Raw genomic sequence first — 24,318 nt, forward strand, 5'->3', positions numbered from 1 at the left:
GTCGGCAACGGCGAAGAGGTGGTGCCCGAAACATGCGTTTGGTACCTATGGATTTCCGCGTGCCCAGCGCGGCCGTGCCCCCACACGATGGAGTCCCCATGTCCGCATCCCCTCGCGTCCGACGACGGTCGGCGCTCGCCTTCACCGCAGCCCTCGCGCTCGCCCTCTCCGTGCTGCCCGCCGGCGCGGCGTCGGCGGCCGTGTCGACGTCCTGCACCGGAACGACCCAGTCCGCTGTGCAGAAGCGGATCCTCGCCGACGTGAACGCCGCCCGGAAGGCGAAGGGCAAGTCCGCCCTGTCGCTGAACTCGGCGATGTCGACCGTCGCGGTGAACTGGTCCGGCACGCAGGCCGCCGCCAACCGGATGAGCCACAACCCGTACTACGCATCGCAGATCCCGAAGGGATGGACCCGCGCGGGTGAGAACGTCGCCTTCGGGTACACCCCGCAGAAGGTGACCGCCGCGTGGATGGGATCGACGAGCCACCGCGCCAACATCCTGGGTTCGTACAACCGCATCGGGATCGGCGTCGCGTGCTCGTCGAAGGGCCTCCCCTATTACACGCAGGTGTTCGGGTACTACCCGGCGCGGTGACGGGCGCGGGTGGCGGTGCCGGGCCGTAGACTCGCGCTCACGTCGCAGCGTCGCGTCACCCCCGAGGAGGACCGATGCCCGACACCCCGCCCCCGCTGCCGCCGGGGACGCCGCCCCGCCCGCCGCTTCCCGCGCGGGCGCGGCGACCGCCGGCATCCGTCCCCGTGCTCGTCCTGGCGGGGTACCTGCTCCTGCTCGCGGTCATCGCGTTCTGGCCGACGCCCGTCGACGCCGATGTCGCCCCGCTGATCGACGGGCTCTCGCGGCGCCTGCCCGCGATCACGCGACCCCGTGTCGAGTTCGCGGCCAACGTCGCCCTGTTCGTGCCGTTCGGGGTGCTGCTGCCACTGATCCTGCGCCGCTCGCTCGAACTCGTGCTGCCGATCGCCCTGGTCGCGACCGTCACGATCGAGTGCGGGCAGGCGCTGCTGCTCAGCCACCGGGTGCCGAGCGTGCTCGACATCGTCGCGAACGTGACCGGAGCGAGTATCGGGATGCTGGTGCTCGCCCTGTGGCGCCGGATGCGGCGCGCCTGAGTCAGAGCTTGCGCAGGCGCACCGTCTCGACGGTGTGATCCGAGGCCTTGCGGAGGATGAGCTTCGCACGGTGACGAGTGGGTTCGACGTTCTCGACCAGGTTAGGGAGGTTGATCTCGTTCCAGTACCCGAGCGCGCGTGTCACGGCCTCGTCGTCGGAGATGTCGGCGAAGACCTTGAAGAACGAGTTCGGGTTCGAGAACGCCGCTTCGCGGAGGGCGAGGAAGCGGTTCACGTACCACTGCGCGATGTGGTCGTGGTCGGCGTCGACGTAGATGGAGAAGTCGAACAGCTCGCTGACGGCGATGTCGTGCGGGTTGGGCGCCGAGGCGAGGACGTTCAGCCCCTCGACGATGATGACGTCGGGCCGGCGCACAGTGACCTGGGCGTCGGGGATGATGTCGTACCGCATGTGCGAGTAGTAGGGCGCCTTCACCTCTGCCTCGCCGGACTTCACCGCGAGCAGGAACTCGACGAGCGCGCGGCGGTCGTACGACTCGGGGAAGCCTTTGCGGTCCATGATCCCGCGGCGTTCGAGCTCGGCGTTGGGGTAGAGGAAGCCGTCGGTCGTCACCAGCTCGACCCGCGGGGTACCCGGCCAGCGGCTCATCAGCTCGCGGAGCAGTCGGGCGACCGTCGACTTGCCGACCGCAACCGATCCCGCCACCGCGACGATGAACGGCGTCGTGGCGTCGTTCTCGCCGACGAACTCCGCCGTGTCGGCGCCGAGCCGTTTGGTCGCCGAGGCGTACAGGGACAGCAGCCGGCTCAGCGGCAGGTAGACCTCGCGCACCTCGGTGATGTCGAGGCGGTCGCCGATGCCGCGCAGCTGCACGACCTCGGTCTCGGTGAGGGGCTGCTCCATGCCGGCGGCCATCCGCGCCCATTCGGCACGTGGGATCTCGCGGTACAACGAATCGTTCGTCGTCGGCGTCTCGTCGGGGGACATTGCGGCAACTCTAGCCGTGCCGCCGTCGCCCCTTGAGCGTGCGCCGGGCGGGTCCGCGTGCCGTACCCTGAGATCCGGTGTTCCGACGCGGCGATTCTGCCGCTCTCGACGGGGGTTTTCCATGTTCCGACGCGTGCTGGCGGTTGCGACCGCGCTCGTGCTCGCGGCATCCCTCGGCATCGCCGCGACACCGACGACGGCGGATGCCGCGACGGCCCCCCTGTCGTGGCTGAAGACCAACGGCAACAAGATCCAGTACGTCTCGACCGGCAAGACGTTCACGATCCGCGCGACATCGTGGTTCGGCATGGAGACCGAGACCTGCGCGCCCCACGGACTGTGGTCGATCTCGCTCGATCAGGGAATGGCCCAGATCGCCGGGATGGGATTCAACACCGTGCGTGTCCCGTTCTCGAACGAGTGCCTGGCGAAGAAGTCCGTCGGGTCGGTGAACCTCGCCCTCAACCCGAAGCTCGCGGGCGCCTCGACGCTGAAGGTGATGGATGCCGTCGTCGCGACGGCCCGGAAGTACAAGCTGCGCGTGATCCTCGACCGGCACCGCCCGGGGTCGGACGCGCAGTCCGCGCTCTGGTACACCGCGCGCTACTCCGAGGCGAAATGGATCTCGGACTGGAAGGCGCTCGCGAAGCGCTACAAGGGCGAGCCGACGGTCTTCGGGTTCGACCTGCACAACGAACCGAGCGGGACCGCGTGCTGGGGGTGCGGCGTGCGTTCGCGCGACTGGCGCGCCGCGGCGATGCGGGCGGGTGACGCGATCCACGCCGTCAACCCGAAGCTGCTCATGATCGTCGAGGGCGTCCAGTACGGCGCCGACGGCAGCAACTCCTGGTGGGGCGGCAACCTGACCGGCGTGAAGACGAAGCCGGTCACCTTGAAGGTGAAGAACCGGGTCGTCTACTCGCCGCACGAGTACCCCGCCTCGGTGTTCGATCAGACCTGGTTCCACGCGAAGAACTACCCCGCGAACCTCACCTCGGTGTGGGACAAGCAGTGGGGCTACATCTCGCGGAAGAACATCGCACCGGTCTTCGTCGGCGAGTTCGGGACGAAGCTGCAGAGCGCGTCCGACAAAGCGTGGATGAAGAAGCTCGTCGCCTATCTGAAGGATCGGCGCATGAGCTGGGGGTACTGGTCGTTCAACCCGAACAGCGGTGACACCGGCGGCCTGCTGAAGGACGACTGGTACACCCGCGAGAAGACGAAGCTCGCGGCGCTGAAGCCGATCCTGACGCCGAAGAAGGTGCCGTACCCGGCGGCACCGGCTCCCGGGTCGCAGCCGCAGCCCCAGCCGCAGCCGTCGCAGCCGCCCGCCGTGGGTGGCACGTCGAGCGCCTCGTCGAACGGGGTGTCGGCCACGCTCACCGTGACGAGCGCGTGGCAGGGCCAGTATCAGGTCGGCCTCTCGGTGTTCCCGCCGTCCAGCGGGAAGGTGCGCTCGTGGACGGCGTCCTGGGCATCGCCGGGAGCGAGCGCGATCAACAACGCCTGGGGCATGTCGTGCTCCGTCGCCGGGGCCGGCTCCTCATCCGCGCGCGTCACGTGCCGCGGTTCCGAGTGGGGTGTCGCCAACCTCACGAACGGCGCGCGCGTCGACGTCGGCGTGATCCTCAGCGCGCCGCAGCCGCCCGCGAGGCCGAAACTCTCGCTCTCGGTCACCCGCTAGCCCCGGATTGGAAGGCGCCGGGCGTCTGACGGTCAGGGCGTGACCATGCCGCCGTTGACGTTGAGCGTCTCGCCCGAGACATAGCTCGATTCCGCCGACGCGAGGAACACGAAGGCCGGCGCGACCTCGGCGGGTTGACCGGCGCGCTTGTACTCGTTCTCCTCGTCGAACGCCCGCATCTGCTCGTCCGAGACCCCGTCGCTGACCTGCAGGGCCGACCACACCGGGCCGGGAGCCACGACGTTGACCCGGATGCCGCGGGACGCCAACTGCTGCGCGAGACCCTTCGACAGATTGTTGACCGCGGCCTTCGACGCGGCGTAGTCGAGGCGGTCGGGCGCGGGCTTGTAGGCCTCGAGCGAGGCGGTGCTGATGATGGATGCCCCGGGAGGCATGTGGACGAGGGCGGCCTTGACGATCCAGAAGAAGGCGAAGACGTTGGTCTCGAACGTCTCGCTGAACTGCTCGTCGGAGAGGTCCTCGACGCGCTCGACCGCGACCTGCTTGCCCGCGTTGCTGACGAGGATGTCGATGCCGCCGAGGAACTCCGCGGCCTCGGCCACGAGTTCACGGCACTGCTCACGGTCACTGATGTCGGCGACGATCGCGTGACCTCGGACGCCCGCGTCGGCGATGACCTGCAGGACATGATCGGCATCCTCCTGCTCGTCGGGCAGGTGCACGATGACGACGTCGGCGCCCTCGCGCGCGAACGCGATCGCCGCCGCCGCGCCGATGCCCGAGTCGCCGCCCGTGACGAGCGCCCGGCGCCCGCGCAGCCGCTCCGAACCGCGGTACGTCGACTCGCCGAGGTCGGGGACCGGCGTCATCCGCGCCTGCACGCCCGGCTCGGGCTGGTGCTGCAGGGGCGGCTCGACACGCGGGTACCGGGTGACGGGATTGTCGAACGTGTATTGATCGGTCATCGCGCCACCGTAGGTCGGGATGCGGCATCCGTTCGCCCCCTTGCCAGCGACGGCTTCTGGTGACAGGAGGCCCCGCGTCGGATTCGGAGGGTGAGACCGGAGTCGGATCGGGAAGCGGTGTCTGGTCCGAATCCGGGGCAGATCTCCGAATCCGGCGCACGCCGGCGGGGCCGCGGGGATGATCGCACCTCCCCGGCGGGTGCGCAAGCAGGCGAGGAAGGTCGGCCGCGTTCCTAGGGTTGTCCCGTGCCGAGCGCTGCGAACCCCCCTCACGAGTGCACCGTCTTCTTCCTGCCGGGATCGGGATTGGATGCCGCATCCGCCGGAGCCATCGCGGCGGCAGCGGATCCGCGTCTGCGCATCGTCGGGATCGACCTGCTGGATCGCGGACGGGCGGCGTCGGTGGACGACCTCGCCGACACGGCGCTCGAACGGATCGCCGCCGAGGCCGACGGCGGCGCGTTCCTCGTGTGTGGGCACAGCCTGGGAGGCAAGGTCGCCGCCCGCGTCATGGCGCGCGTGCTGGCCGGCACCGAGCCGGTCTTCGGGCTCGCGGGCGCCGTGCTGCTCGCCCCCTCTCCCCCGACGCCCGAACCGATGCCCGACGACAAGCGCGCCGAGATGCTCGCGACGGCGCAGGGCGCGCACCTGTCGCGCGAGGATGCCGCGGCTTTCGTCGCCGCGAACATCGTCGCCCCGCTCGCCCCCGAGGTGCACGAGGCCGCCGTCGACGCGGTCGTGCGACAGCCGGCATCCGCCTGGCGCGACTGGTTCACCGCGGGAAGCCTCGAGGACGCGACCGGACTCGTGGGCGTGCTGGATCTGCCCGTGGTCGTCCTGGCGGGGACGGAGGACGACGCGCTCGGCGCCGACGCGCAGCCGGCGCTGGTCGCCGACGTCTACCCCCGGGCCCGGGTCGAGCGGATGCCGGGGGTCGGCCATCTGCTGCCGTACGAGGCTCCCCAGCGGGTCGCCGCCGTGCTCGCCGAGCTCTGGGACGTGATCCGCACCACGGCGCCGACGGTCCCCGCGGAGTGGGGTCGGGTGATCGCGTCGTCGCGGGTCGACGTCGCGGTGCGGCGGACGCTCGCGCACCGCGCGATCGCGGATGACCCGCGTCGCGTGCCACGCGCCCTCACCGACGCGCAGGTCGGGACCCTGCGCGAGCTCGCCGCACGGATCGTGCCGCAGCACGGCGCCGCCGTCGACCTGGCCGCGCGGATCGACGACATGCTCGCCGACGGCGGCGGCGACGGGTGGCGGCCGGCGGGATCGCCCGTCGACACCGTCGCGTACGCGCGCGGGCTCGACGCGATCGCCGAGGTGTGGCCGAGCGACGCCGCCGAGCAGCGCGCGTTGATCACTCGGCTCATCACCGACGGGATGCCGGCGGCGGGTCTGGGGGCCGACGGCATCCGCTCGTGGTTCGAGGATGCGCGCAACGACATGCTGCGCATGTGGCTGTCGCACCCCGCGTCGCTCGCACGGATCGGGTTCGACGCGTTCGCGATCGGCGGGACGGGTCCGCGGCCCGTGGGGTGGTCGGAGATCTCCGCCGGCAGACGCGAGGCGTGGGAACCGGCCGAGCTCGGGGAGGGGGCGGCATGAGCGGCGATCGTCGCCGGGTGACCGACTCCCCCGGCATGCAGCGATTCGCCACCGACGAGGTCGTCGACGTGGTCGTGGTGGGCACGGGCGCCGGCGGTGCTCCGCTGCTCGCACGGCTGGCGCAGGCGGGGCTGCGGGTCGTGGCGCTCGAGGCGGGGCCGGACTTCGCGCCCGCCGAGTTCACGCCCGACGAACTGGATTCCACCAAGATCAACTGGATGTCGGACCGGCTGAGCGGCGGCGCCGACCCGACGGCGTTCGGACCGAACAACAGCGGCTACGGGGTCGGCGGCAGCACGCTGCACTGGGGTGCGTTCACGCCGCGGCCCGATGCCCGCGACCTGCGGCTGCGCTCGGAGACCGGCGAGGGCCGGGACTGGCCGATCGATCACGCCGAGCTGATCCGCTACATCGAGCGGGTGGAGTCCGACATCGGGGTGAGCGGTCCCGCGCACTACCCGTGGGATCCGTCGCGCCGATACGCCTATCCCCCGGTGCGCCGCAACGGGTCGTCCGACGTGATGATCCGCGGCTGCGACGCACTCGGTATCACCGCGACCGACGGACCGGCCGCGATCCTCACGCGCGACCGCGATCAGCCGCACTTCGGCGTGCGGTCGGCGACGCTCGACAACGGCGACATCCATCAGGGTGACCGGTTCGGCGCGAAGGCGACGACCGCGAACACGTACCTCCCCGCCGCCGTGGCGGCCGGTGCTGAGGTGCGCCCGGACGCATTCGTCCACGGGATCGAACGGGATGCCGCAGGCCGGGTGACCGCGGTCGTGTACCGCTCGGGCGGGGTCGAGCGGCGACAGCGGTGCGCCGCGCTGGTGCTGGCGGCGGGCGGCGTGGAGACGCCGCGGCTGCTGCTGCACACCGGGGTCGGCAACGCGAACGGCGTCGTGGGTCGCGGGTTCATGGCGCACGGCGGCGTGCAGGTGTGGGGCCGGTTCGACGAGCCGATCCGCGCATACCGGGGCTACCCGTCGTCGATCATCAGCGAGGACTTCGTGCGCCCCGCGGATGCCGACTTCGTGGGCGGATACCTGCTGCAGAGCCTCGGCGTCATGCCGCTGAACTTCGGCACGCAGCTCGTGCGCGGCGCGGGGCTGTGGGGCGAGGAGCTCATGTCGGCGATCGACGAGTACCCGTACAGCGCGGGTGTCGGCATGAACGGCGAGTGCCTGCCCGACGACCGCAACGCGCTGACGTTGAGCGACGAACTCGCCGAGGACGGGATGCCGCGCGCCGAGATCTCGTTCTCGCAGGGAGAGAACGAGCGCGCCATCGACAAGCACGGTGCGGCCGTCATGGAGCGCATTTTGCGGGCGGCGGGGGCGCGCAGCACGCGGGTCACGCAGCACTCGTGCCACACGCTCGGGACGGCGCGCATGAGCGACGACCCCGAGGACGGCGTCGTCGACGCATCCGGTCGTTCCCACGAGGTCGACAACCTCTGGATCTGCGACAACTCGACGTTCCCGAGCGCGCTGACCGCGAACCCGGCACTGACGCAGATGGCCCTGTCGCTGCGGACCGCCGACCTCATGCTCGCCGCGCGCTGAGGCTGGTCGGTCGCCGGCGTTGACGGATGCAACAGATCCGCCCCGACACGCCGCTTCCCGACCCGTGGATGCCGCGTGTCGCCCGGCATCCATTGCATCCGTGAACGGTGGGTCGCCCGGCACCGACCCGCGCTACCGGCGTTGACGGATGCAACAGATCCGACCCGACACGCCGACCCCCGACCGCAGGATGCCGCGTGTCGCCCGGCATCCATTGCATCCGTGAACGCGGCAATGCGGCGACACCCAGCCCCCAAGCCGCAGGGTCCCGTTAACGGCGACGAAATGCATGTGTGCGAATATGACCGCTCTGGGGGGAGGAACCTGATGTCAGCTCGCTCGTCGACCCGTCGCCGTCGCAAACGGTCTACTCCGAAGCCGCCGGGCCTGCCCCGGTGGGCGTATGCCGCGCTGGTCGTAGTCGCGCTCGGCGCGCTCGCGCTGGTCGTCGCGGCGCTGCTCGAGTACTGATCCCCGAGTACTGATCCTCAGCCGACGCGCGGCGCCCGCGGCGTCCACCACGGCCGCCGCACCGCCGGCGCGGCGGCTACGACCTCAGTGCTGAGCGGCACCGGCACCTCGAGCACGACGACGTCGTCGCGCTGGTAGATGCGCGACCCGACGCCGAGCACGTCGATGCCGCGGAGCTCGGGACCCACCGCGGGCCGGCGGTCGAGCACTCCGCGCGACCACGTGCGGACGAGCAGCGCACCGTCGACGACGTCGATCGACAGCCACACCTCCTTCGCTTCGGAGTGCTTGATCGCGTTGACGAACCCCTCGTTCACGACGGTCGCGACGCGGCGTGACAGCGCCGGGTCCTGCAGCGCGTCGACCGCCTCGGGCGAGATCTCGCTCGACACCCCGAGCACCGTCCGCCACGTCGCGACGAGCTCGAAGAGGTCCTCGTGCGCCCCCTGCAAGGTTCCCTCGAGCGCGGCCGAATCCCTCTCGGCGATGAACGCGAGGATCGAGTCGAAGGCGGCATCCGTCTCTCGCCGGAACGTCTCGATGTCGTCGGGCGTGAGCTCCCACTCGTCGGCGGCCGCGGCGAACAGCACGCACCGTCCCTGCACCCGCCCGTGCAGCACGTGCGCCGCGTTCCGCAGCGGGCGGCGAGCCGACGCGGTCTTCGCGGTCAGAGTGCGGGCGACGAGGCTCAGCACCGCTTCGAGGCGATGGGCGCTGTCGGCGGCGCGGGCGATCGCGTCGGTGCACGCGGCAAGCGCGAGCGCGACGAGCGGCAGCGAGATGAGGGGCACGAAACGGGTCGGATCGGCCGGTCCGAGGATGACCCACGCGACCGCGGTCATCGCGACGCCGGCTGCGAGCCACACGCCGACGAGGATCCGTCCGCGTCGCGCGGGGGCCTTGCCGGGGGCGAGCCACCGGATGACGGCGTCGGCCGCGAGGGTCACCGGCGCTCCGGCGAGGATCGCGGCGAGCGCCGCCCACGGTCCGTTCGACTCATACGCGTACGGCACGGCGCCGACGAGGAAGACGAAGCCGGTGAGCAGGTACGGCGCGGGGCGGAGCATCGTCAACGCAGACCGGGACGGCGGCTCGATGGCATGCTCACCGGTGCCGCCCTCGACGGCGCGCAGGTCGAGCCCGGCGCGTTCCTCGAGACGGTGGCTCGCGGTGCGCACCTCCTCGGAGTACGCGCGGACCGCGGCGAAGTCGATCGTGCCGGCGAGCATCTCGTCGCGGCGGCGACGCAGCCGCGAGACGAGCGGGGCGAGCTCGGCACGGTTCTCGGATTCGAACCGGGCGAGACGCCGGCGACCGGCGGTCAGCACCGCGATCGCCTCGGTGAGTCGCCGGCGCGAACCGCGGGTGAGCTCGATCGACCGCACGGTCATCGCGATGATCGACAGGCCGGCGAGCCAGACGAACACGTTCGACCCGATGCGTACGCCGATCCCGTCGAAGTCGGGCACCCCGTCGTACAGCCCGACGTAGATGGCTTCGTTGACGAACGGACGGATGCCGGCGGCCACCGCGACCGCGGTGAGGACGAGGATGCCACGGTGCGACGCGCGGCGCAGTCGCCGCTCGGCGAGCGCGACCGGGACGAGCAGCACCGCGAGCGCCGCCCACCCCAGGAACCCGACGGACACGACGTGGGCCATCCCGGCGCCCTCGTCGATGTGCTGGAACGGGGCGAGGACCGTGACCGCGATGAGGATGCTGATCCACAGCGCCGCGGGCGAGAAGAAGGCACCGCTGGTCACGGCATCCCACCACACGTGAGCGCCGAGACCGATGCGTCGCCGAGCGACGGGTGCGGGATCTCCCCCGGCCATATTGCGTCTTTCCCCAGCGGGCCCGGGTCGGCCCGGCGTCAGTCTAGCGAGGGGTCAGGCGCGGTGCGCGTGGACGTCGGGCGCGATGGGCGCGTGCGGCTGCGGCCGCTTCTTCGTGCGCGCACGGACGAAGTCGCCGACGCGACGCGACAGCTTGTGGCTCGGGATCTCGACGATGGTGAAGAACACCCACGACAGCGGGATCGACAGGACGGCGCTGACGAGGGCGGCGATGCGCAGGTTCTGGTCGCCGAACAGGTGCGCCATCGAGATCACGACGGGCTCGTGCACGAGGTACAGGCTGAACGAGATGAGCCCGAACCACTGCATGACGCGGCTCTCGAGGAAGCGGCGGAAGATCGGGACGACGATCGCGGCGATCACGGCGACGACGGCGCCGATGGTGGTGACCGCGTCGAACGGCTTCACGAGGAAGCGGAGCGACTCGAACGGGCGGATGAGCCACGGCGAGACGAGCAGGATGGGTGCGGCGAGGAGGAGCAGCGCCTGCGTGCCGCGGCTCGGCTTCCACGCGCGGATGGTCGGCAGCCAGGTGGCGATGACGACGCCGATGAGGAACATCGGCAGGTACACGAGCGCACGGTTGCCGAGGGATGCCGAGACGCCGATGCCGACGACGGCGGCGATCGCGAGGATCCAGTTGTACCGGGCGAACCGGACGCCGAGGAAGACGAACACGGGCAGCAGGAACGAGAACGCGATCTCCCACTGCAGCGACCAGAGCGGGCTGACGAGGTCACCGGTGCCGAAGAGCAGGGTCGCGTCGCCCCAGATCGCTTCGGGGCTGACGGGCTTGCTCGTGATGTCGAGCCAGGCGCTCTCCATGCCGCGGTCGCGCGGGATGATCAGCACCCAGCCGAGGTAGACGATGATCGCCGCCCAGACCGGCAGGTAGAGGCGCAGGAGTCGCTGCGGGTAGTAGCCGACCCATGAGAAGTCGCGGCCCTGCTTGAGCACGGGCAGCGTGAGCACGACACCGCTCAGGACGAAGAAGATGAAGACCGCGCCCGCGCCGTCCCAGAAGATGTGCAGCGGGCTGTAGGCGAGCAGCTCGGGAAGGCCGTTCTCGGCGCGGCCCTTGAGATAGGGCTCCGCGAACAGCGGGAACGTCAGCATGATGTGGTGCACGAGGACGATGAGCGCGGCGAGTCCGCGCAGACCGTCGAGCGATGTCAGCCGTTTCATGGATCTCCCGGGGCGCCCGCCGACGGCCGTGGAGGGGGGAGTTCACGCGTCGCGTCGGGGAAAACGTCGAGTGAAGTGTACGCGAACGGGTGTGGCGGGCCCCGGCATCCGTCTGTGAGTCGTCGGATGCGGGGTGGGATGCCGAACGCCCGGGTCCGTGGTGGGCCCGGGCGTTCGGTGGAGGGAGGCTTACTTGAACGCGTCCTTCACGTTCTCGCCGGCCTTCTTGAGGTTGGCCTCGGTCTGGTCCTGGTGGCCTTCGGCTTCGAGGCGCTCGTTGTCGCTCGCCTTGCCGGCGGCCTCCTTGCCCTTGCCGGTGAGGTCCTGTGCGGCGTTCTTGATCTTGTCGTCGAGTCCCATGATCTGGTCCTTCCGTCGATCTTCCCGGAAGCGGCGCGTTCCGGGACCACCCACGCTAGGCAGGCGCCGGATGCGAGCCAACCCCTGGCTATTCGCGGCGTGATGGGTTAGCGCGTCATGGTCGACGGGGCGCGGGTTGTCAACGCCCCGGCGGGCGGCGGTGTCGCGACCTATCGTGGCGGGGTGGGAGAAGAAGTCGAGAGCCAGGAGATCACGGGCGCGGACCGCACCCTTCATCGCGAGAAGATCCGTCGCAACCTCGACGTGTTCGAGCGGATGCTGCGCGAGGCGCGCTTCGACACGGATGATCCGATGACGGGGCTCGAACTCGAGTTGAACCTCGTCGACGCCGTCGGTGACCCGGCGATGCGGAACGAGCAGGTGCTGCGGGCGATCGCGGACCCGGCGTTCGTGACGGAGCTGGGGCGTTTCAACGTGGAGATCAACGTCCCGCCGGCGAAGCTGCGCGAGGGCGGGCTGACGACGTTCGAGGAGGGTCTGCGCGAGCGGCTGAACGAGGCCGAGGCGCGGTCGGAGGATCTGGGTGCGCATCTGGTGATGATCGGCATCCTTCCCACGCTGGCGGAGCGGCATCTGAGCCGGAGCACGTTGAGCGCGGATTCGCGGTACGACCTGTTGAACGAGCAGGTGCTCGATGCGCGCGGCGAGGATCTGGCGATCTCGATCGCGGGGCCGGAGCGGCTCGAGACGACAGCCGACTCGATCGTGCCGGAGGCGGCGTGCACGAGCACGCAGTTCCATGTGCAGACGTCGCCGGCGCAGTTCGCGGCGTATTGGAACGCGTCGCAGGCGATCGCGGGGGCGCAGCTGGCGGTGGCGGCGAACTCGCCGTATCTGTTGGGGCGGGAGCTGTGGCGGGAGTCCCGCATCCCGCTGTTCGAGCAGGCGACCGACACGCGCAGCGAGGAGTTGAAGGCGCAGGGGGTGCGTCCGCGGGTGTGGTTCGGGGAGCGCTGGATCACGTCGGTGTTCGACCTGTTCGAGGAGAACGTGCGCTACTTCCCGGCGCTGCTGCCGATCGTCGACGATGAGGATCCGTTGGAGGTGCTCGAGGCGGGCGGGGTGCCGTCGCTGGCGGAGCTGAAGCTGCACAACGGGACGGTGTACCGGTGGAACCGTCCGGTGTACGACGTGGCCGATGGGATGCCGCATCTGCGCGTCGAGAATCGGATCCTCGCGGCGGGGCCGACGGTGGCGGACACGGTCGCGAACGCGGCGTTCTACTTCGGGCTGGTGCGTTCGCTGGCCGAGAGCGAGCGCCCGGTGTGGTCGCGGATGCCGTTCGCGACGGCGCGCGAGAGCTTCCTCTCGGCGGCGCGCGACGGCATCGACGCGCGGCTGTCGTGGCCGGGTGTGGGCCACGTGCCGGCGACCGACTTGGTGCGCGACACGCTGCTGCCGCTCGCCGCCGAGGGCCTGGACGCGTGGGGCGCGTCGACTGCGGAGCGCGACCGGTATCTCGGGATCATCGAGGGGCGCTGCGCCGCGAAGACGAACGGTGCGGAGTGGTTCGCGAAGCGGATGCGGGCCCGCACCGGCATGGAACGCGCCGACGCCCTGCGCGCCACCCTTCTCGAGTACCGCGAGGCGATGCACACGAACGAGCCGGTCCACACCTGGTCGTAACCCGCACCGCCCCCGGCAGCCGCGCCTTGCACGTAGCCGCAGCCGCGCCCCGCACGCAACCGCAGCCGTCGCCGCAGCCGCAGCCGCCGCACGCAACCGCAGCCGTCGCCGCAGCCGCCGCACCGCAAGCCGCACCCCGCACGCCGCACGCCGCACGCCGCACGCCGCACGCCGCACGCCGCATTATCCCGCGCGTACCCGCGCCGCATCCCGGGCCCCCGCACACCGCATCTCCTCACGACGCCCGCGCCTGCACCCCGGCGGTGCGCCATCCGGTACGGTCGGGTGGCGGGTCCCACAGCCACCGCAGCGGCGATTTCGATCGGAGCGGCACGGGCTCCCGCCCGCTGCCGAGCGGAGCGTGCAGCACGAATCCGGCCTCGACCCGCTCGATCCGCCACCCGTTGTTGTGCAGGAGCAGATGATGGAACCGGCAGAGGAGCACGCCCTCGTCGGTATCGGTCTTCCCGCCTTCGGACCACGGCATGCTGTGGTGCGCTTCGCAGTAGGACGGCGGTCGTTCGCACCCGGGCCAGAGGCATCCCCCGTCGCGGGCGGCGAGCGCGACCCGCTGCGCGCGGGTGAACAGTCGCTCGTCGCGTCCGACGGCGAGGGGTGTGCCGGCGGCATCCACCTCGATGCGGATGCGGCCGCCGGTGCAGTGCGCGCGGTCGACGACCGAGCCGGGCAGGGCTGAGCCGCCGTCCTCGACGATCCCGGTCGCTCCGTGACGCCCGAGGCCGTCGCGGGGCGCCTCGGTGACGATGACGCGCACGCCGGGCTCACGCGCTCCGAACACGTCTTTCGCGGTGGCGAGCGCGCCCGCGCGCAGGACGTCGACGAGCACGTCGTACGAGAGCTGTTCGTTCGATCGCGCGTCGTCGACAAGCGCGGCGGCCTCGGCACGTTCGGCGTCGGTCATGAACCTGGGCCCGCCGCGGCGGGGGCGGAGGGCGGCGTCGAGGACGCTCCGCATCCACGGCCCCATCTCGTCGTCGAAGACCATCGATCCTCGGGAGAACCCGTCGCCGTCGGTCCAGAGCCGGAACGACCTGCGCTCGAAGCGCCGCGCGAACCGCTCTTCGGCTCCGGCGGGGTCGAGCATGTCGCGCAGTGTGCGCGCCTGCGCGGTGAGCTGTTCCACCGACCACTGGTTGGCCTCGTCCGCGAGCCGTTCGGCTGCCCTGGTCCACGCCGCTGCAAGACCGAGCGTCGGCGGATCACCGAGCCCCGTCAGGATCGCCCCGTACTGCGCCGACGACAGCGCCCCGTCGTAGAGGAGCCGATCGAGCGCGCCGTGCCACCCGGCATCCCCCGTGCCCATCAGCGCCTCCCCCACTCGCACGGCGCGCGTCGCCTCGGCGCGTGTGATGCCGATGGTCGCCTGGATCATCTCGACCGGCGTGCGATGCCCGGTCTCGGCGCTGAGCCCACCGCTTCCCCGCTCGCGGCTCGATCGCTGCGCCGCGACACCGGCGAGCACCGCCTGCAGCACACCGATCTCACGGGCCACCCGCCCCGCGCGGGCGATGAGCGTCCTCACCGTGTCGTCATCGAGACGACCGACGGATGCCGCCAGGTCAGACGCGTCGACGTCGAGCGCATCGAGGGCGGTGAGGCCCTCGACACTCTCTCGCAGCGTCGTCGCGAATGGCATATCTGTACGATGCCACACACCTCCGACATTCGTACATGTGTTCGTCAAGCTGTGGATAACCGACCGGCCCACCGTCGTGCAGGGGTGTTCGGAATCGTCCGGGTTCCGCATTCCCACCCGTCCCCGCCCCCGCCGGACCCTAACGTCGCCCCGACGGCGGGTGTTCGCCCCGCCTGCCGCTCCGCGCGCGTCCGCCTCCCGACACGTCTGCGCACCAGCGACGACCGAGGAGAACTCGCATGACGGACGAAGACAGCATCCGCCTCCGCGACCGGCGGTGGATGTGGCTCACCGCGCGTATCGCCCTGTGGGGCCTGATCGTCGCCCTCAGCGCGGCCCTGATCGGGACGATGGCGGTGTCGATCGTCGCCGCGTTCCAGGCCGCGAATGCTCCCGGCGACGGCCACTGGGGCGCGCGCACGGGACCGGTCGGCGACACGTTCGGCGGGCTCCTCGGCCCGTTCCTCAACGCCCTCGTGCTCGGCGTCACGGTGGTGTTGGCCGTCGCCTGGCAGCCGCGGCGGGATCGACGGCAGAAGGCCGAGTCCCTGGTGGCGTGGCTCGCGCGGTCGGATGCCGACGACCAGGGTGTCGTCATCACGAACGGCGCGGGCGCGATCGCCCATGACGTCGGCGTGAGGTGGTACCGGCGTGGGTGCACTGCGTCGCCCGGCCGGCGAGTGGCTGAGTGATTCCGCGTTCGAGGAATGGATGGCGGCGGTCGCCGCCATGGTGGCGGTCGCCGCGAAGGGCGTCGAGAAGACCCTGTCCGAGCGCGGGGTGACGCCCCCGGCGACCTCGTCACCGCCCTCGCCGACGGCCGACACCGACAACCGCATCGCCGCGCACGACGCTGTGCGCTGAACCCTCACCGAAAGGCTTCTGATGACCGACCCCGACCCCCGCGCCGATGACCTCGCCGATGCCCTGCTCGCACTGCTCGACGAGCCGGCGATCGAGCGGCGCGCCCTGCCGCCGGCGAACTTCTGGAGCATCGTCCACTACGGCGAGCAGAGTTACGAGAACCGGTACAACCGGGTGGTGCGTTGGCTGCTCGACCCGACCGAGAACCACGGGTTGGATGCCGCGGTGGTCAACGCGCTGATCGCCGCCGTGTGGGCGGGGCCGGGCGAGCAGCCCGTGGTCGGCGTCCGCCGGGTGCGGACGGGCATCGAGACGCCGGTCCCCCGCGCCTCGGACGCCGCACTCGCGGGGCGCATCGACATCACGGTCGTCGATCATGTGAACCGGGTCGTGATCGCGATCGAGAGCAAACTCGCCTCGAGCGCGCACGATGAGCAGCTGTGCCGATACCGCGAGTGGATCACGTCGGCGTATGCCGGGTGGCAGCACGTGTTCGTGTTCCTGACCGAGGTCGCCGAGCAACCCGACGACGAGGGGTGGACCGCGTTGACGTACGGCGATTTCGTCGACGTGATCGCGGCGGCACGGGAGACGCGCAAGGTGGCGCCGCGGGTCGACGCCGTGATCGACGACTTCGTGGCCGACGTCGACCGACGCGGTGCGGGACCTGCGGACGAGCGCATCGCGGGACTCTTCTTCACGGATGCCGCTCAGCCGAAGCCCGTGCAGGTGCGGTTCGCCGATCTGCTGCTCGGTGTCGCCGACGAGATCGAACCAGCGGATGCCGAGAGGCGAGCGCCGCATGCGCGGCTCGCCGCGTACGTGGCGGGGCTGAGGAGCTCGGCGCCGGCACCGGCGGCATCCGATGTCTTCGGCAGGTTGACGACACGGTTCGAGGAACGGTCACGCTCGTCCTCGGAGCTGGTGCGGACGCTGTCCTACGTGCTGGATCACGCGCCGCGCATACTCGCGCAGGACCATGCGAAGGCGCCGGGCGTGGCGGAGTTCTTTTCCGCCTACGCGGAGTACCTCACAGGGAGGGCGCTGCGGAGCGCCCGCGACGGTGTGTCCAGGGTGCGCCCGGAGCAGAGCCTCGGCGGCTATCTGCGCACGGTGCGCGTGAACCAGAGCGGCAAGGGTGTCACGTTCAACGAGCGGGTCGAGGGCGTGGCGCGGTTCCGGGTGTCCGGCAACGACCTCGCCGTCTTCCCGTGGTGGGTGGGGCACATCGGCGATGAGACGCGCAACATCCCGCGCTCGGCCTGCGGGATCGTCGGTGCGCGGGTGCAGACGCGCCCTCTCGCCGAATGGACGCCGGAGGAGTTGCACGCCGCGGTGCTGGCCGCGCTCCGGGACATCGCCGCGCACGGCGACGGTCGATGCGGTTGCGGCGAGGCGATCCGCTGACGGGGCCGTAGGCGGTGGCGATCAGGCCGAGCAGCGTGAGGCCGAAGATGATCGGCACGGTCGCGTGAAAGCGGCAGAGCGCGAGCAGTCCGAGGGCGAGGACGCCGATGTAGCAGAGGAACTCCCAGAACAGCGTCCAGAGCGATCCGTTCCAGTACCCCGGATGCGGCACGTTCAGGGGCGTGCCGGCGGGGATGCCGCGCGCCCCCTGATCTCGGCGGGCACAGCACCCTCAGCCCCGCACGACCTCCGCAAGCTGCTCCGCGACCCGCTGCGCGTCCGCCTCCGACGCGGCCTCCACCATCACCCGCACCAGCGGCTCGGTGCCGGACGGCCTCAGCAGCACCCGCCCCGAATCACCAAGCTCCGCCTCGACCTCCGCAACGGCCGACAGCACATCAGCATCCGTCGCGCGCGACCGCTCGACGCCCTTGACGTTGATGAGCACCTGCGGGAACACGGTCATGACCTTCGCGAGCTCCGACAGCGGCTTGCGCTGACGGGCGACCTCTGCGGCGAGGTGCAGGCCGGTGAGTAGCCCGTCGCCGGTGGTGGCGTAGTCGCTCATGATGACGTGGCCGCTCTGCTCGCCGCCGAGCGAGAAGCCGCCTTCGTTCATGCGCTCGAGGACGTAACGGTCGCCGACGGCGGTCGTTTCGAGGTGGATGCCGTGGGCCGCCATCGCGCGGTGGAGTCCGAGGTTGCTCATCACCGTCGCGACGAGGGTGTCGTCGCGTAGCAGGCCGCGCTCCTTCATCGAGACGGCGAGGATCGCCATGATCTGGTCGCCGTCGATGATGCGGCCGTCGGCGTCGACGGCGAGGCAGCGGTCGGCGTCGCCGTCGTGGGCGATGCCGAGGTCGGCGCCGGTGCGCAGGACTTCGGCGGTGAGCACGTCGAGGTGCGTCGAGCCGACGCCTTCGTTGATGTTGAGGCCGTCGGGGTCGGCGCCGATGACGGTAACCTTGGCGCCGGCATCCCGGAACGTCTCGGGTGAGACCCCGGATGCGGCACCGTTGGCGCAGTCGAGGACGACGTGCAGGCCGCGCAGGCTGGTGCGCAGGGATGCGAGCAGGTGCACGACGTAGCGGTCTTCGGCGTCGGCGAACCGGCTGATGCGGCCGACGGCTCCCCCGGTGGGGGCGAGCTTGGGGCCGGCCATGGCTTCTTCGATGCGCTGCTCGACCACGTCGGGGAGCTTGACGCCGCCACGGGCGAAGATCTTGATGCCGTTGTCGGGCGCCGGGTTGTGCGAGGCCGAGATCATGACGCCGAAGTCGGCGTCGATGTCGCCGACGAGGAACGCGGCGGCCGGGGTCGGCAGGACGCCGGCATCGAGCACGTCGACGCCGGAGGATGCGAGTCCTGCGGCGACGGCTGCGCTGAGGAAGTGACCCGAGACCCGCGGGTCGCGTGCGACGACGGCGGTGAGGCGGCGTCCGCTGCGGCGGCGGGCTTCGGCGATACGGCCCTGGCCCAGGACGACCGCGGTCGCCTGGGCCAGGGTGAGCGCGAGATCGGCGGTGAGGGGGCCGTTTGCGAGGCCCCGCACACCGTCCGTCCCGAACAGTGCCATCGAAGGATTAACGCTTCGAGTACTGGGGAGCCTTGCGCGCCTTCTTGAGACCAGCCTTCTTGCGCTCCTTGACGCGAGCGTCACGCGACAGGAAGCCGGCCTTCTTGAGGGTCGGGCGGTTGTTCTCGGCGTCGATCTCGTTGAGGGCACGCGCGATGCCCAGGCGCAGCGCACCGGCCTGGCCCGAGGGGCCACCACCCGAGATGCGGGCGATCACGTCGTAGCCACCGGCGAGGCCGAGGACCGTGAACGGGTCGTTGATGAGCTGCTGGTGCAGCTTGTTGGGGAAGTAGTCCTCGATGGTGCGGCCGTTCACCGTGATGGTGCCCGAGCCGGGAACCAGGCGCACGCGGGCGATGGCCTGCTTGCGGCGGCCCACAGCGGCGCCGGGGACGGAAAGGACGGGGCGAGCCGGGGCGGCCTCAGCGGCAGCCGGCGTCTCGGTCGAGTAGTTCTCGGGAGTCTGGTCGAGGGAGTCAGCGATCTTCGCCATCAGATAATCCTTGTTCTTCTCTGCGGCGCTTACTGGGCGACCTGGTCGAAGGTGTACGTGGTGGGCTGCTGGGCCGCGTGCGGGTGCTCGGCACCGGCGTAGACCTTGAGCTTGGACAGCTGCTGGCGACCCAGGCTGTTCTTGGGGAGCATGCCGCGGACGGCCTTCTCAACGGCGCGCACCGGGTTCTTCTCGAGGAGCTCGGCGTAGGTGACCGACTTGAGGCCGCCCGGGTAGCCCGAGTGGCGGTAGGCCTTCTTCTGCTCGAGCTTCTGGCCGGTGAGGGCCACCTTGTCGGCGTTGATGATGATCACGAAGTCGCCGGTGTCGACGTGGTTCGCGAAGGTGGGCTTGTGCTTGCCGCGCAGGAGCGTGGCAGCGTGCGAGGCGAGGCGGCCGAGGACGACGTCGGATGCGTCGATGACCACCCACTCACGGGTGATCTCACCAGCCTTGGGGGTGTACGTGCGCGTCACAGTAGTGCTGCTTTCATTGATTCGAACGGAGGAGTTCGTGAATCCCACTCCGGGGTGGTTCGCTCGGGATGCCGGTCGAACACGCCAGTGGAGGGCTCACGTTCGTGGTGTCGGGCCAGCTGAGCCGAGCACCAAAGGTTCAGTCTACGTCATTTCGGACGTGCCGGCGAATGCGCAGGGGTGACACGTGGAACGGAGCGAGCGGACGAGTCAGCCAAACCGCGAAACCGGCCGGAGCCGGATGACTCGCCTGCCGGGCAACGCTCCGGCGTGGGCAGCGGTCGCGGGGAGGACGAGCGCGTGGCTAAGTCGGGGCCGGAGGCCGAGATCGCCATGACGCACTCGATGAGGCCCTGGGGTGGGTCATGAGCCAATGCGGAGGTTGTCGCGATTTCCCTCTGCTCGCGGCTCCGCGGGTTGGAAGGTGGCAGTCGCGGACTCGGTCCGGGCGCGCGCGGACCCGGAGCTGAGCGAGAGTGAGCTGCCCGCCTGGCTGCGGCGGCCTTCGCCGAGAGGTTGAGGCTCCAGTGCCGATGCGAAGAGGCTCACCGACCGCGCGGAGCTCGCGCCACGCGAAGGCGAGGGCAGCTCGATGCCGTTGGACGCCCCAATAGTGTCGGCGTGTCGAGGAGCTTCTGCGGATGGGGTTGATGGAAAGTTGAAGCCGCCGATATCGATCGAATGACGCCCTAGTTCCTCATCTGCTCCATGGTCTGCCAAATCTCGACGTGGCGGTCGATGTAGGGGGCGGAGCTATTGGATGCGGTATGCGTCAATGCGTCGAGCGGGCAGTGTGCGCCCCGCTCGGAGTTCAGGGACTCATCGTGACGAACAGCTCTTCAGGCCCGGTGCGGGATCCCGAGGGCGACACGTTGATCGTTGCCATAGATCGCGGCGGTGTCGATGTGGCCGAAGCGATCTCGAGTTCCTGACTCACGAAGCCCTCGGCGCCGGCCGGGTCAAACTTGAAGACGCCGAGCCCGAACCGGGGATGCTGTTGCTGTCGTGGAGAGCGAGAGAAGCAGGCAGTCATGTTCCGATTCCATCGTCGCGACTCGGTTCACGGGCCGCTGGCTCCCGCCCCGCCATCAACCAACACGAACGCGGTCGATCGCACCCTGGTCGTATGTGAGCGCGATCTGGCGGTCGTTTTCGGCCCCGAACGCGTTGCTGTGCAGAAGTCCGCTCGCTTGTGTCCCCGCGAGAAGCGCAAACATCCTCGGCCGCCGCAAGACCTGGGCGACTCGAATATCTTCCGCCGCCGCTACGTAGTTGAGCCACACATCGTCCGCGCGGGGCGCGCAATCGCGAAACGAATCTCCTCGAGACACGAGGGCGTCGATCATACGGGGTGGGTAGATGACTCCCGACACGCCTGTCAGAAAATTGCGATGAGAGGGTGCCGGGGACCAACTGGGGCGCCACGACAGGTATGGCGCAATCTCGCGGCCATTGAGCGCTATACGGTGCGCGCGCCAACAAGCAATATGGCGCGGGTCACGATCCGAAGCACGCACTAACCGCGCCAACCATCCCCGCGGATAGAGGACGTCATCATCTGCTGTGACGAGCCGAAGGTCCGCGGCCGCTGCTTCGCCGAGCGCGGGAAAATACTTCGTATGCGGCCCGAAGTTCGTCGTCAGCCGCACCTCAAGCCCGCGTTGAACCTGGCGCTTCAATGCAATAGGCAGACTCTTGAATCGCTCTGGATCGTCCAGCCACAAAATGATTCGGCGCGGCCGGACCACACCGCGCGCTATTGACTCCACCGCAAGGTGAACACTCGCCAAGCGCGCCCCGTGCGTTGTCAGGCTAACGATGACAGGTGCGTCGCCAGTCACGGGCTCGCGAGCAACTTCGGCCCTGTGCTGAAGCGCCCAGGCCTTTGCCGGGCTGGCCACATCGTTCGTGATCGCCTCCGCCCGGCGCCACGCACGTTCTCTGATGCTCTGGAGTCTCATCATCGGTCAGCCCTTTCGCGCCGCGTTGCGGCGCCAGTAGAGAAGGTAAAGACGCCATGACGACGGCACGGCCTTCGCAAGCACAAATGTCCGGGCTAGTATCCCCACCCGGTCGAACGGCAACTTCGCCCCCACCAGCCACCACCAAACGGAGCGCCACGAGGCAGCGGTTGATGCGCGGCGGAACTCATTGCGAAAATCGCCTTCGTTCTCACCGCGAGCAAGCGCTCGCATCCGAGGCATTTCAACTCGCGAGAACAGGAAATAGTCGCTGGCCCAGTCGAACGTGGGAGACCACCATGGTGCAGATCTGGCGAGCTCCACACACTCCGCGTACTGGCCGGCGTTCCGCAAGAAGTAGTTCGGACTTCGAGTCAAGGACGTCGCCCGATCTCGATATCGGTAGATGACCTCCTCGAACTGCACCACAGAGCAGTCCTCTTGAAGGATACGAAAGAGCGTGAGGATGTCCTCCGAGTGTCGCTCAGAACTCACGAGGTGCGCCTGTAACACGGATGCGGGGAACACTTTCGTCCACAACACACCCGGCACCCGCCTGCACAGCAGACGGAGCGCATATTCCGCGCCGGAGATGGAACTGCCGAATCGTGTGGACGCAACAGTTGCCAGGCTCCGGTCCGCGAAGGCCAGCGTTCGACCGAGCTCATCGATCCTATGGATGACAGGAAACTCGATGATCGTGCTTTGGCTTGCGGAGCCAAGGCGACGGATCACCGTAGCTATAGCGTCGGGGACCAGCTCATCGTCCGGGTCGATGAACCAAAGAAAACGCCCGCGGGCGAGAGCTACGCCCCGCCCACGAGCACCCCCCACCCCGACATTTTCGTCGAGTCGGATATGTGCGACGCTCCCTCCCCACCCCGCGAACTCATCCAGGGCGACCTCGAGAGACCTGTCCTGCGATGCGTCGTCGACGATCACGACCTCTAAGCCGTGGGCGTCAGTACCGTCGGTCGCTTTGATTATGGAACGGACACAGTCAGCGACATAGCCTTCAACGTTGTGCAGCGCCAATATGAGGGAAAGCTTCAACCCGGTTAGTTCCTGATCCTGCGAATTGCCGCACCTGACCGTCACTTGATCACCGCACGGATCAAGTTCACTAAAGTGGCCCGGCGGCGAGCCGACGACAGGTGCGCCGCGCCCCAGAGCGCCACCCACGCCCCCCCGGCGACAAGCAGCACGCCCAGGGGCGGCACCCCCGACTGCGTCAGCACACGGCTAAGGATCAAGGTCGAGAGAGTCGGCACCATCGTCCAAGCAACCGCACCTGCGCTTATCCGAAGCAGTTTGCCACTTTCGAGCCCCACGTATCGGCGAGAAAAATAGGCTCCGAGAAGCCACATCAGTAGTTGCCCCGCCAATATCGAAACGGCGACGGCAAGGATCCCATACCTCGCAAACGCGATTGAGCCGCCGATCATGAGAAGTCGTCCAGGAAGTTCAGACCAGAAAAGCACGCCCGTCCGCGCCTTCGCCAAGAACGCCCAATAGTAGATGTACGCGACGGCTTGAAAAACTGCAGCCGCGCCGAGCACCTGGACAACTGCAGCCATGTCCGTCCACTCGCGGCCCAGTATCACGAGGACGGCTGGCGGAGATACCGCAATTATCAGCCCAAGGAGGCTCACAACGGTGACGCAGACTCCTCGATGGATCAACTCAATCTGCCGGTGAAAATCCGCGGGTTCGGCGCGGGAGATCTTTGGGAGAACGACTCTCGTCAGCGGGGATAGCACCTGTTGGAAAGCCATCGAGACTAATTGACTTCCTCTGCTGTAGTAACCCAGGGCGTCAGCCCCGAGCACCCGCCCGATGATCAGTTGGTCTACACCCCGGCTGATCATGTAGGCGAGCTGCAGGGCGAGTGTGTCCCGCCCAAATCCGACCAGACGCCCCATAGTCCCCGTTCGCTTCGGCCATGAAGGTCGCCAGCGCGTCTGCCCGAGAACGATGACGAGGATTAGCACGGACTGAGTGAGCGTCTGTACGACGAGCGCCCAATAGCTCCATCCGGCCAGGGCCGAGAGGACCGCGAGTACTAGGCCGGCGAAGGACGCTGCAATCTCCTGCGCGGCGAGCGCACTGAATCGCGCATCCCTCATGAGCTCGACCCGGAATTGCACGGCGAGAGCGTTGAGGAACAAGGGGACGGCGAGGACGGCTGAAACCGCCACGACCTCTATCGAGTTATAGAAGACACCGAGGACTGGGGAGAGAGCTATCACCACTAAAGCGCACGCGAGACCCGCGCCCGCGTTGAGCCAGAAAAGGTTGCTCCTCTCCTCGCGCCGAAGAGTCTGCGCTTGGAGCGCCGCTAACGACAGCCCCAAATCTGCGAAAATCGCCGCGAAAGTGACCACCACGGTGACCATCGCGACAATGCCGAACTCCTCCGGAGACAGCAACCGGGCTAAGACGACATAGGCGGCAAGTTGAATCGCGAATCGCACCCATTGACTCACCAGAGTCACCCG

Annotated in this window: 23 protein-coding genes; 10 read left to right on the plus strand and 13 right to left on the minus strand. The window is 69.3% G+C overall.

Annotated elements, in window-relative coordinates:
- Positions 1 to 98 precede the first annotated feature (98 nt).
- Positions 99 to 596, plus strand: a complete 498-nt coding sequence (locus tag AB0P29_RS09185) for a CAP domain-containing protein (RefSeq protein WP_363379470.1) — start codon at positions 99 to 101, stop codon at positions 594 to 596.
- 74 nt (positions 597 to 670) lie between these two features.
- On the plus strand, positions 671 to 1,132 hold the full coding sequence (locus AB0P29_RS09190; protein ID WP_363379471.1) for a VanZ family protein: 462 nt from the start codon (positions 671 to 673) through the stop codon (positions 1,130 to 1,132).
- Between the two features lies 1 nt (position 1,133).
- Here AB0P29_RS09190 and coaA read toward each other — a convergent pair whose 3' ends face one another.
- Positions 1,134 to 2,081 carry a type I pantothenate kinase gene (gene coaA / locus AB0P29_RS09195; protein WP_363379472.1) on the minus strand — a complete coding sequence of 316 codons (948 nt, stop codon included), beginning with the start codon at positions 2,079 to 2,081 and terminating at the stop codon, positions 1,134 to 1,136.
- A gap of 121 nt (positions 2,082 to 2,202) precedes the next feature.
- Here coaA and AB0P29_RS09200 point away from each other — a divergent pair, with 121 nt between their 5' ends.
- Positions 2,203 to 3,765 carry a cellulase family glycosylhydrolase gene (locus AB0P29_RS09200; RefSeq protein WP_363379473.1) on the plus strand — a complete coding sequence of 521 codons (1,563 nt, stop codon included), beginning with the start codon at positions 2,203 to 2,205 and terminating at the stop codon, positions 3,763 to 3,765.
- A gap of 32 nt (positions 3,766 to 3,797) precedes the next feature.
- On the opposite strand, the gene AB0P29_RS09205 is transcribed toward AB0P29_RS09200, so the two are convergent.
- Complete coding sequence (locus AB0P29_RS09205) at positions 3,798 to 4,691, minus strand: SDR family oxidoreductase (RefSeq protein WP_363379474.1); 894 nt, start codon at positions 4,689 to 4,691, stop codon at positions 3,798 to 3,800.
- A gap of 246 nt (positions 4,692 to 4,937) precedes the next feature.
- Here AB0P29_RS09205 and AB0P29_RS09210 point away from each other — a divergent pair, with 246 nt between their 5' ends.
- The 3 genes from AB0P29_RS09210 to AB0P29_RS09220 all read left to right on the plus strand — a co-directional run bounded on the left by AB0P29_RS09210 (position 4,938) and on the right by AB0P29_RS09220 (position 8,338).
- Positions 4,938 to 6,299 carry an alpha/beta hydrolase gene (locus AB0P29_RS09210; RefSeq protein WP_363379475.1) on the plus strand — a complete coding sequence of 454 codons (1,362 nt, stop codon included), beginning with the start codon at positions 4,938 to 4,940 and terminating at the stop codon, positions 6,297 to 6,299.
- Positions 6,296 to 7,867, plus strand: coding sequence for a GMC family oxidoreductase (locus tag AB0P29_RS09215; RefSeq protein ID WP_363379476.1), 1,572 nt, complete (start codon positions 6,296 to 6,298; stop codon positions 7,865 to 7,867). The genes AB0P29_RS09210 and AB0P29_RS09215 overlap by 4 nt, the downstream gene beginning before the upstream one ends.
- A gap of 327 nt (positions 7,868 to 8,194) precedes the next feature.
- Positions 8,195 to 8,338 (plus strand): hypothetical protein, encoded by a 144-nt coding sequence (locus AB0P29_RS09220; protein ID WP_363379477.1) that lies wholly within the window; start codon positions 8,195 to 8,197, stop codon positions 8,336 to 8,338.
- Positions 8,339 to 8,355: 17 nt separating this feature from the next.
- Here the strand turns inward: AB0P29_RS09220 and AB0P29_RS09225 are convergent, their stop codons facing one another.
- The 3 genes from AB0P29_RS09225 to AB0P29_RS09235 all read right to left on the minus strand — a co-directional run bounded on the left by AB0P29_RS09225 (position 8,356) and on the right by AB0P29_RS09235 (position 11,739).
- Entirely contained in the window at positions 8,356 to 10,173 is a 1,818-nt protein-coding gene (locus AB0P29_RS09225; protein WP_363379478.1) for a hypothetical protein, read from the minus strand.
- Between the two features lie 54 nt (positions 10,174 to 10,227).
- Complete coding sequence (locus tag AB0P29_RS09230) at positions 10,228 to 11,379, minus strand: acyltransferase (protein WP_363379479.1); 1,152 nt, start codon at positions 11,377 to 11,379, stop codon at positions 10,228 to 10,230.
- Between the two features lie 189 nt (positions 11,380 to 11,568).
- Positions 11,569 to 11,739 (minus strand): CsbD family protein, encoded by a 171-nt coding sequence (locus AB0P29_RS09235; RefSeq protein WP_064003284.1) that lies wholly within the window; start codon positions 11,737 to 11,739, stop codon positions 11,569 to 11,571.
- Positions 11,740 to 11,922: 183 nt separating this feature from the next.
- On the opposite strand from AB0P29_RS09235, the gene AB0P29_RS09240 reads away from it, so the two are divergent.
- Positions 11,923 to 13,386 (plus strand): glutamate--cysteine ligase, encoded by a 1,464-nt coding sequence (locus AB0P29_RS09240; RefSeq protein ID WP_363379480.1) that lies wholly within the window; start codon positions 11,923 to 11,925, stop codon positions 13,384 to 13,386.
- Between the two features lie 235 nt (positions 13,387 to 13,621).
- Here the strand turns inward: AB0P29_RS09240 and AB0P29_RS09245 are convergent, their stop codons facing one another.
- Positions 13,622 to 15,043 carry a DUF222 domain-containing protein gene (locus tag AB0P29_RS09245; protein WP_363379481.1) on the minus strand — a complete coding sequence of 474 codons (1,422 nt, stop codon included), beginning with the start codon at positions 15,041 to 15,043 and terminating at the stop codon, positions 13,622 to 13,624.
- 239 nt (positions 15,044 to 15,282) lie between these two features.
- On the opposite strand from AB0P29_RS09245, the gene AB0P29_RS09250 reads away from it, so the two are divergent.
- The 3 genes from AB0P29_RS09250 to AB0P29_RS09260 are packed head-to-tail and all read left to right on the plus strand — an operon-like array spanning position 15,283 to position 17,314.
- Entirely contained in the window at positions 15,283 to 15,735 is a 453-nt protein-coding gene (locus AB0P29_RS09250) for a hypothetical protein (RefSeq protein WP_363379482.1), read from the plus strand.
- Positions 15,736 to 15,754: 19 nt separating this feature from the next.
- Entirely contained in the window at positions 15,755 to 15,907 is a 153-nt protein-coding gene (locus AB0P29_RS09255) for a hypothetical protein (protein WP_363379483.1), read from the plus strand.
- Between the two features lie 21 nt (positions 15,908 to 15,928).
- Positions 15,929 to 17,314 carry a PD-(D/E)XK nuclease family protein gene (locus AB0P29_RS09260; RefSeq protein ID WP_363379484.1) on the plus strand — a complete coding sequence of 462 codons (1,386 nt, stop codon included), beginning with the start codon at positions 15,929 to 15,931 and terminating at the stop codon, positions 17,312 to 17,314.
- Between the two features lie 232 nt (positions 17,315 to 17,546).
- Here the strand turns inward: AB0P29_RS09260 and glmM are convergent, their stop codons facing one another.
- The 7 genes from glmM to AB0P29_RS09295 form a co-directional block, all read right to left on the minus strand.
- Positions 17,547 to 18,890 (minus strand): phosphoglucosamine mutase, encoded by a 1,344-nt coding sequence (glmM, locus tag AB0P29_RS09265; protein WP_363379485.1) that lies wholly within the window; start codon positions 18,888 to 18,890, stop codon positions 17,547 to 17,549.
- 7 nt (positions 18,891 to 18,897) lie between these two features.
- A complete protein-coding gene (rpsI, locus tag AB0P29_RS09270; protein WP_064003289.1) occupies positions 18,898 to 19,383 on the minus strand; it encodes a 30S ribosomal protein S9 in 486 nt (161 codons plus the stop codon).
- 29 nt (positions 19,384 to 19,412) lie between these two features.
- Positions 19,413 to 19,859 (minus strand): 50S ribosomal protein L13, encoded by a 447-nt coding sequence (gene rplM, locus AB0P29_RS09275; protein ID WP_253036147.1) that lies wholly within the window; start codon positions 19,857 to 19,859, stop codon positions 19,413 to 19,415.
- Positions 19,860 to 20,670: 811 nt separating this feature from the next.
- On the minus strand, positions 20,671 to 20,892 hold the full coding sequence (locus AB0P29_RS09280; RefSeq protein WP_363379486.1) for a hypothetical protein: 222 nt from the start codon (positions 20,890 to 20,892) through the stop codon (positions 20,671 to 20,673).
- A gap of 55 nt (positions 20,893 to 20,947) precedes the next feature.
- Positions 20,948 to 21,205, minus strand: coding sequence for a hypothetical protein (locus AB0P29_RS09285; protein ID WP_363379487.1), 258 nt, complete (start codon positions 21,203 to 21,205; stop codon positions 20,948 to 20,950).
- Positions 21,206 to 21,826: 621 nt separating this feature from the next.
- Positions 21,827 to 22,873, minus strand: a complete 1,047-nt coding sequence (locus tag AB0P29_RS09290; protein WP_363379488.1) for a glycosyltransferase — start codon at positions 22,871 to 22,873, stop codon at positions 21,827 to 21,829.
- Between the two features lie 41 nt (positions 22,874 to 22,914).
- The gene (locus tag AB0P29_RS09295) at positions 22,915 to 24,315 is read right to left on the minus strand and encodes a lipopolysaccharide biosynthesis protein (RefSeq protein WP_363379489.1); all 1,401 of its coding nucleotides are present in this window, start codon (positions 24,313 to 24,315) and stop codon (positions 22,915 to 22,917) included.
- Positions 24,316 to 24,318 lie beyond the last annotated feature (3 nt).

Source organism: Microbacterium sp. NPDC080220 (assembly GCF_040686395.1).
GTDB lineage: Bacteria > Actinomycetota > Actinomycetes > Actinomycetales > Microbacteriaceae > Microbacterium > Microbacterium gawkjiense.

What these genes read in the sequence shown, in the direction of transcription:
- AB0P29_RS09185 (WP_363379470.1), top strand. Translation starts at nt 99, where the DNA reads ATGTCCGCATCCCCTCGCGTCCGACGACGGTCGGCGCTCGCCTTCACC.
- AB0P29_RS09190 (WP_363379471.1), top strand. Translation starts at nt 671, where the DNA reads ATGCCCGACACCCCGCCCCCGCTGCCGCCGGGGACGCCGCCCCGCCCG.
- coaA (WP_363379472.1), bottom strand. Translation starts at nt 2,081, where the DNA reads ATGTCCCCCGACGAGACGCCGACGACGAACGATTCGTTGTACCGCGAG.
- AB0P29_RS09200 (WP_363379473.1), top strand. Translation starts at nt 2,203, where the DNA reads ATGTTCCGACGCGTGCTGGCGGTTGCGACCGCGCTCGTGCTCGCGGCA.
- AB0P29_RS09205 (WP_363379474.1), bottom strand. Translation starts at nt 4,691, where the DNA reads ATGACCGATCAATACACGTTCGACAATCCCGTCACCCGGTACCCGCGT.
- AB0P29_RS09215 (WP_363379476.1), top strand. Translation starts at nt 6,296, where the DNA reads ATGAGCGGCGATCGTCGCCGGGTGACCGACTCCCCCGGCATGCAGCGA.
- AB0P29_RS09220 (WP_363379477.1), top strand. Translation starts at nt 8,195, where the DNA reads ATGTCAGCTCGCTCGTCGACCCGTCGCCGTCGCAAACGGTCTACTCCG.
- AB0P29_RS09225 (WP_363379478.1), bottom strand. Translation starts at nt 10,173, where the DNA reads ATGGCCGGGGGAGATCCCGCACCCGTCGCTCGGCGACGCATCGGTCTC.
- AB0P29_RS09230 (WP_363379479.1), bottom strand. Translation starts at nt 11,379, where the DNA reads ATGAAACGGCTGACATCGCTCGACGGTCTGCGCGGACTCGCCGCGCTC.
- AB0P29_RS09235 (WP_064003284.1), bottom strand. Translation starts at nt 11,739, where the DNA reads ATGGGACTCGACGACAAGATCAAGAACGCCGCACAGGACCTCACCGGC.
- AB0P29_RS09245 (WP_363379481.1), bottom strand. Translation starts at nt 15,043, where the DNA reads ATGCCATTCGCGACGACGCTGCGAGAGAGTGTCGAGGGCCTCACCGCC.
- AB0P29_RS09250 (WP_363379482.1), top strand. Translation starts at nt 15,283, where the DNA reads ATGACGGACGAAGACAGCATCCGCCTCCGCGACCGGCGGTGGATGTGG.
- AB0P29_RS09255 (WP_363379483.1), top strand. Translation starts at nt 15,755, where the DNA reads ATGGCGGCGGTCGCCGCCATGGTGGCGGTCGCCGCGAAGGGCGTCGAG.
- AB0P29_RS09260 (WP_363379484.1), top strand. Translation starts at nt 15,929, where the DNA reads ATGACCGACCCCGACCCCCGCGCCGATGACCTCGCCGATGCCCTGCTC.
- glmM (WP_363379485.1), bottom strand. Translation starts at nt 18,890, where the DNA reads ATGGCACTGTTCGGGACGGACGGTGTGCGGGGCCTCGCAAACGGCCCC.
- rpsI (WP_064003289.1), bottom strand. Translation starts at nt 19,383, where the DNA reads ATGGCGAAGATCGCTGACTCCCTCGACCAGACTCCCGAGAACTACTCG.
- AB0P29_RS09280 (WP_363379486.1), bottom strand. Translation starts at nt 20,892, where the DNA reads ATGACTGCCTGCTTCTCTCGCTCTCCACGACAGCAACAGCATCCCCGG.
- AB0P29_RS09285 (WP_363379487.1), bottom strand. Translation starts at nt 21,205, where the DNA reads ATGATCGACGCCCTCGTGTCTCGAGGAGATTCGTTTCGCGATTGCGCG.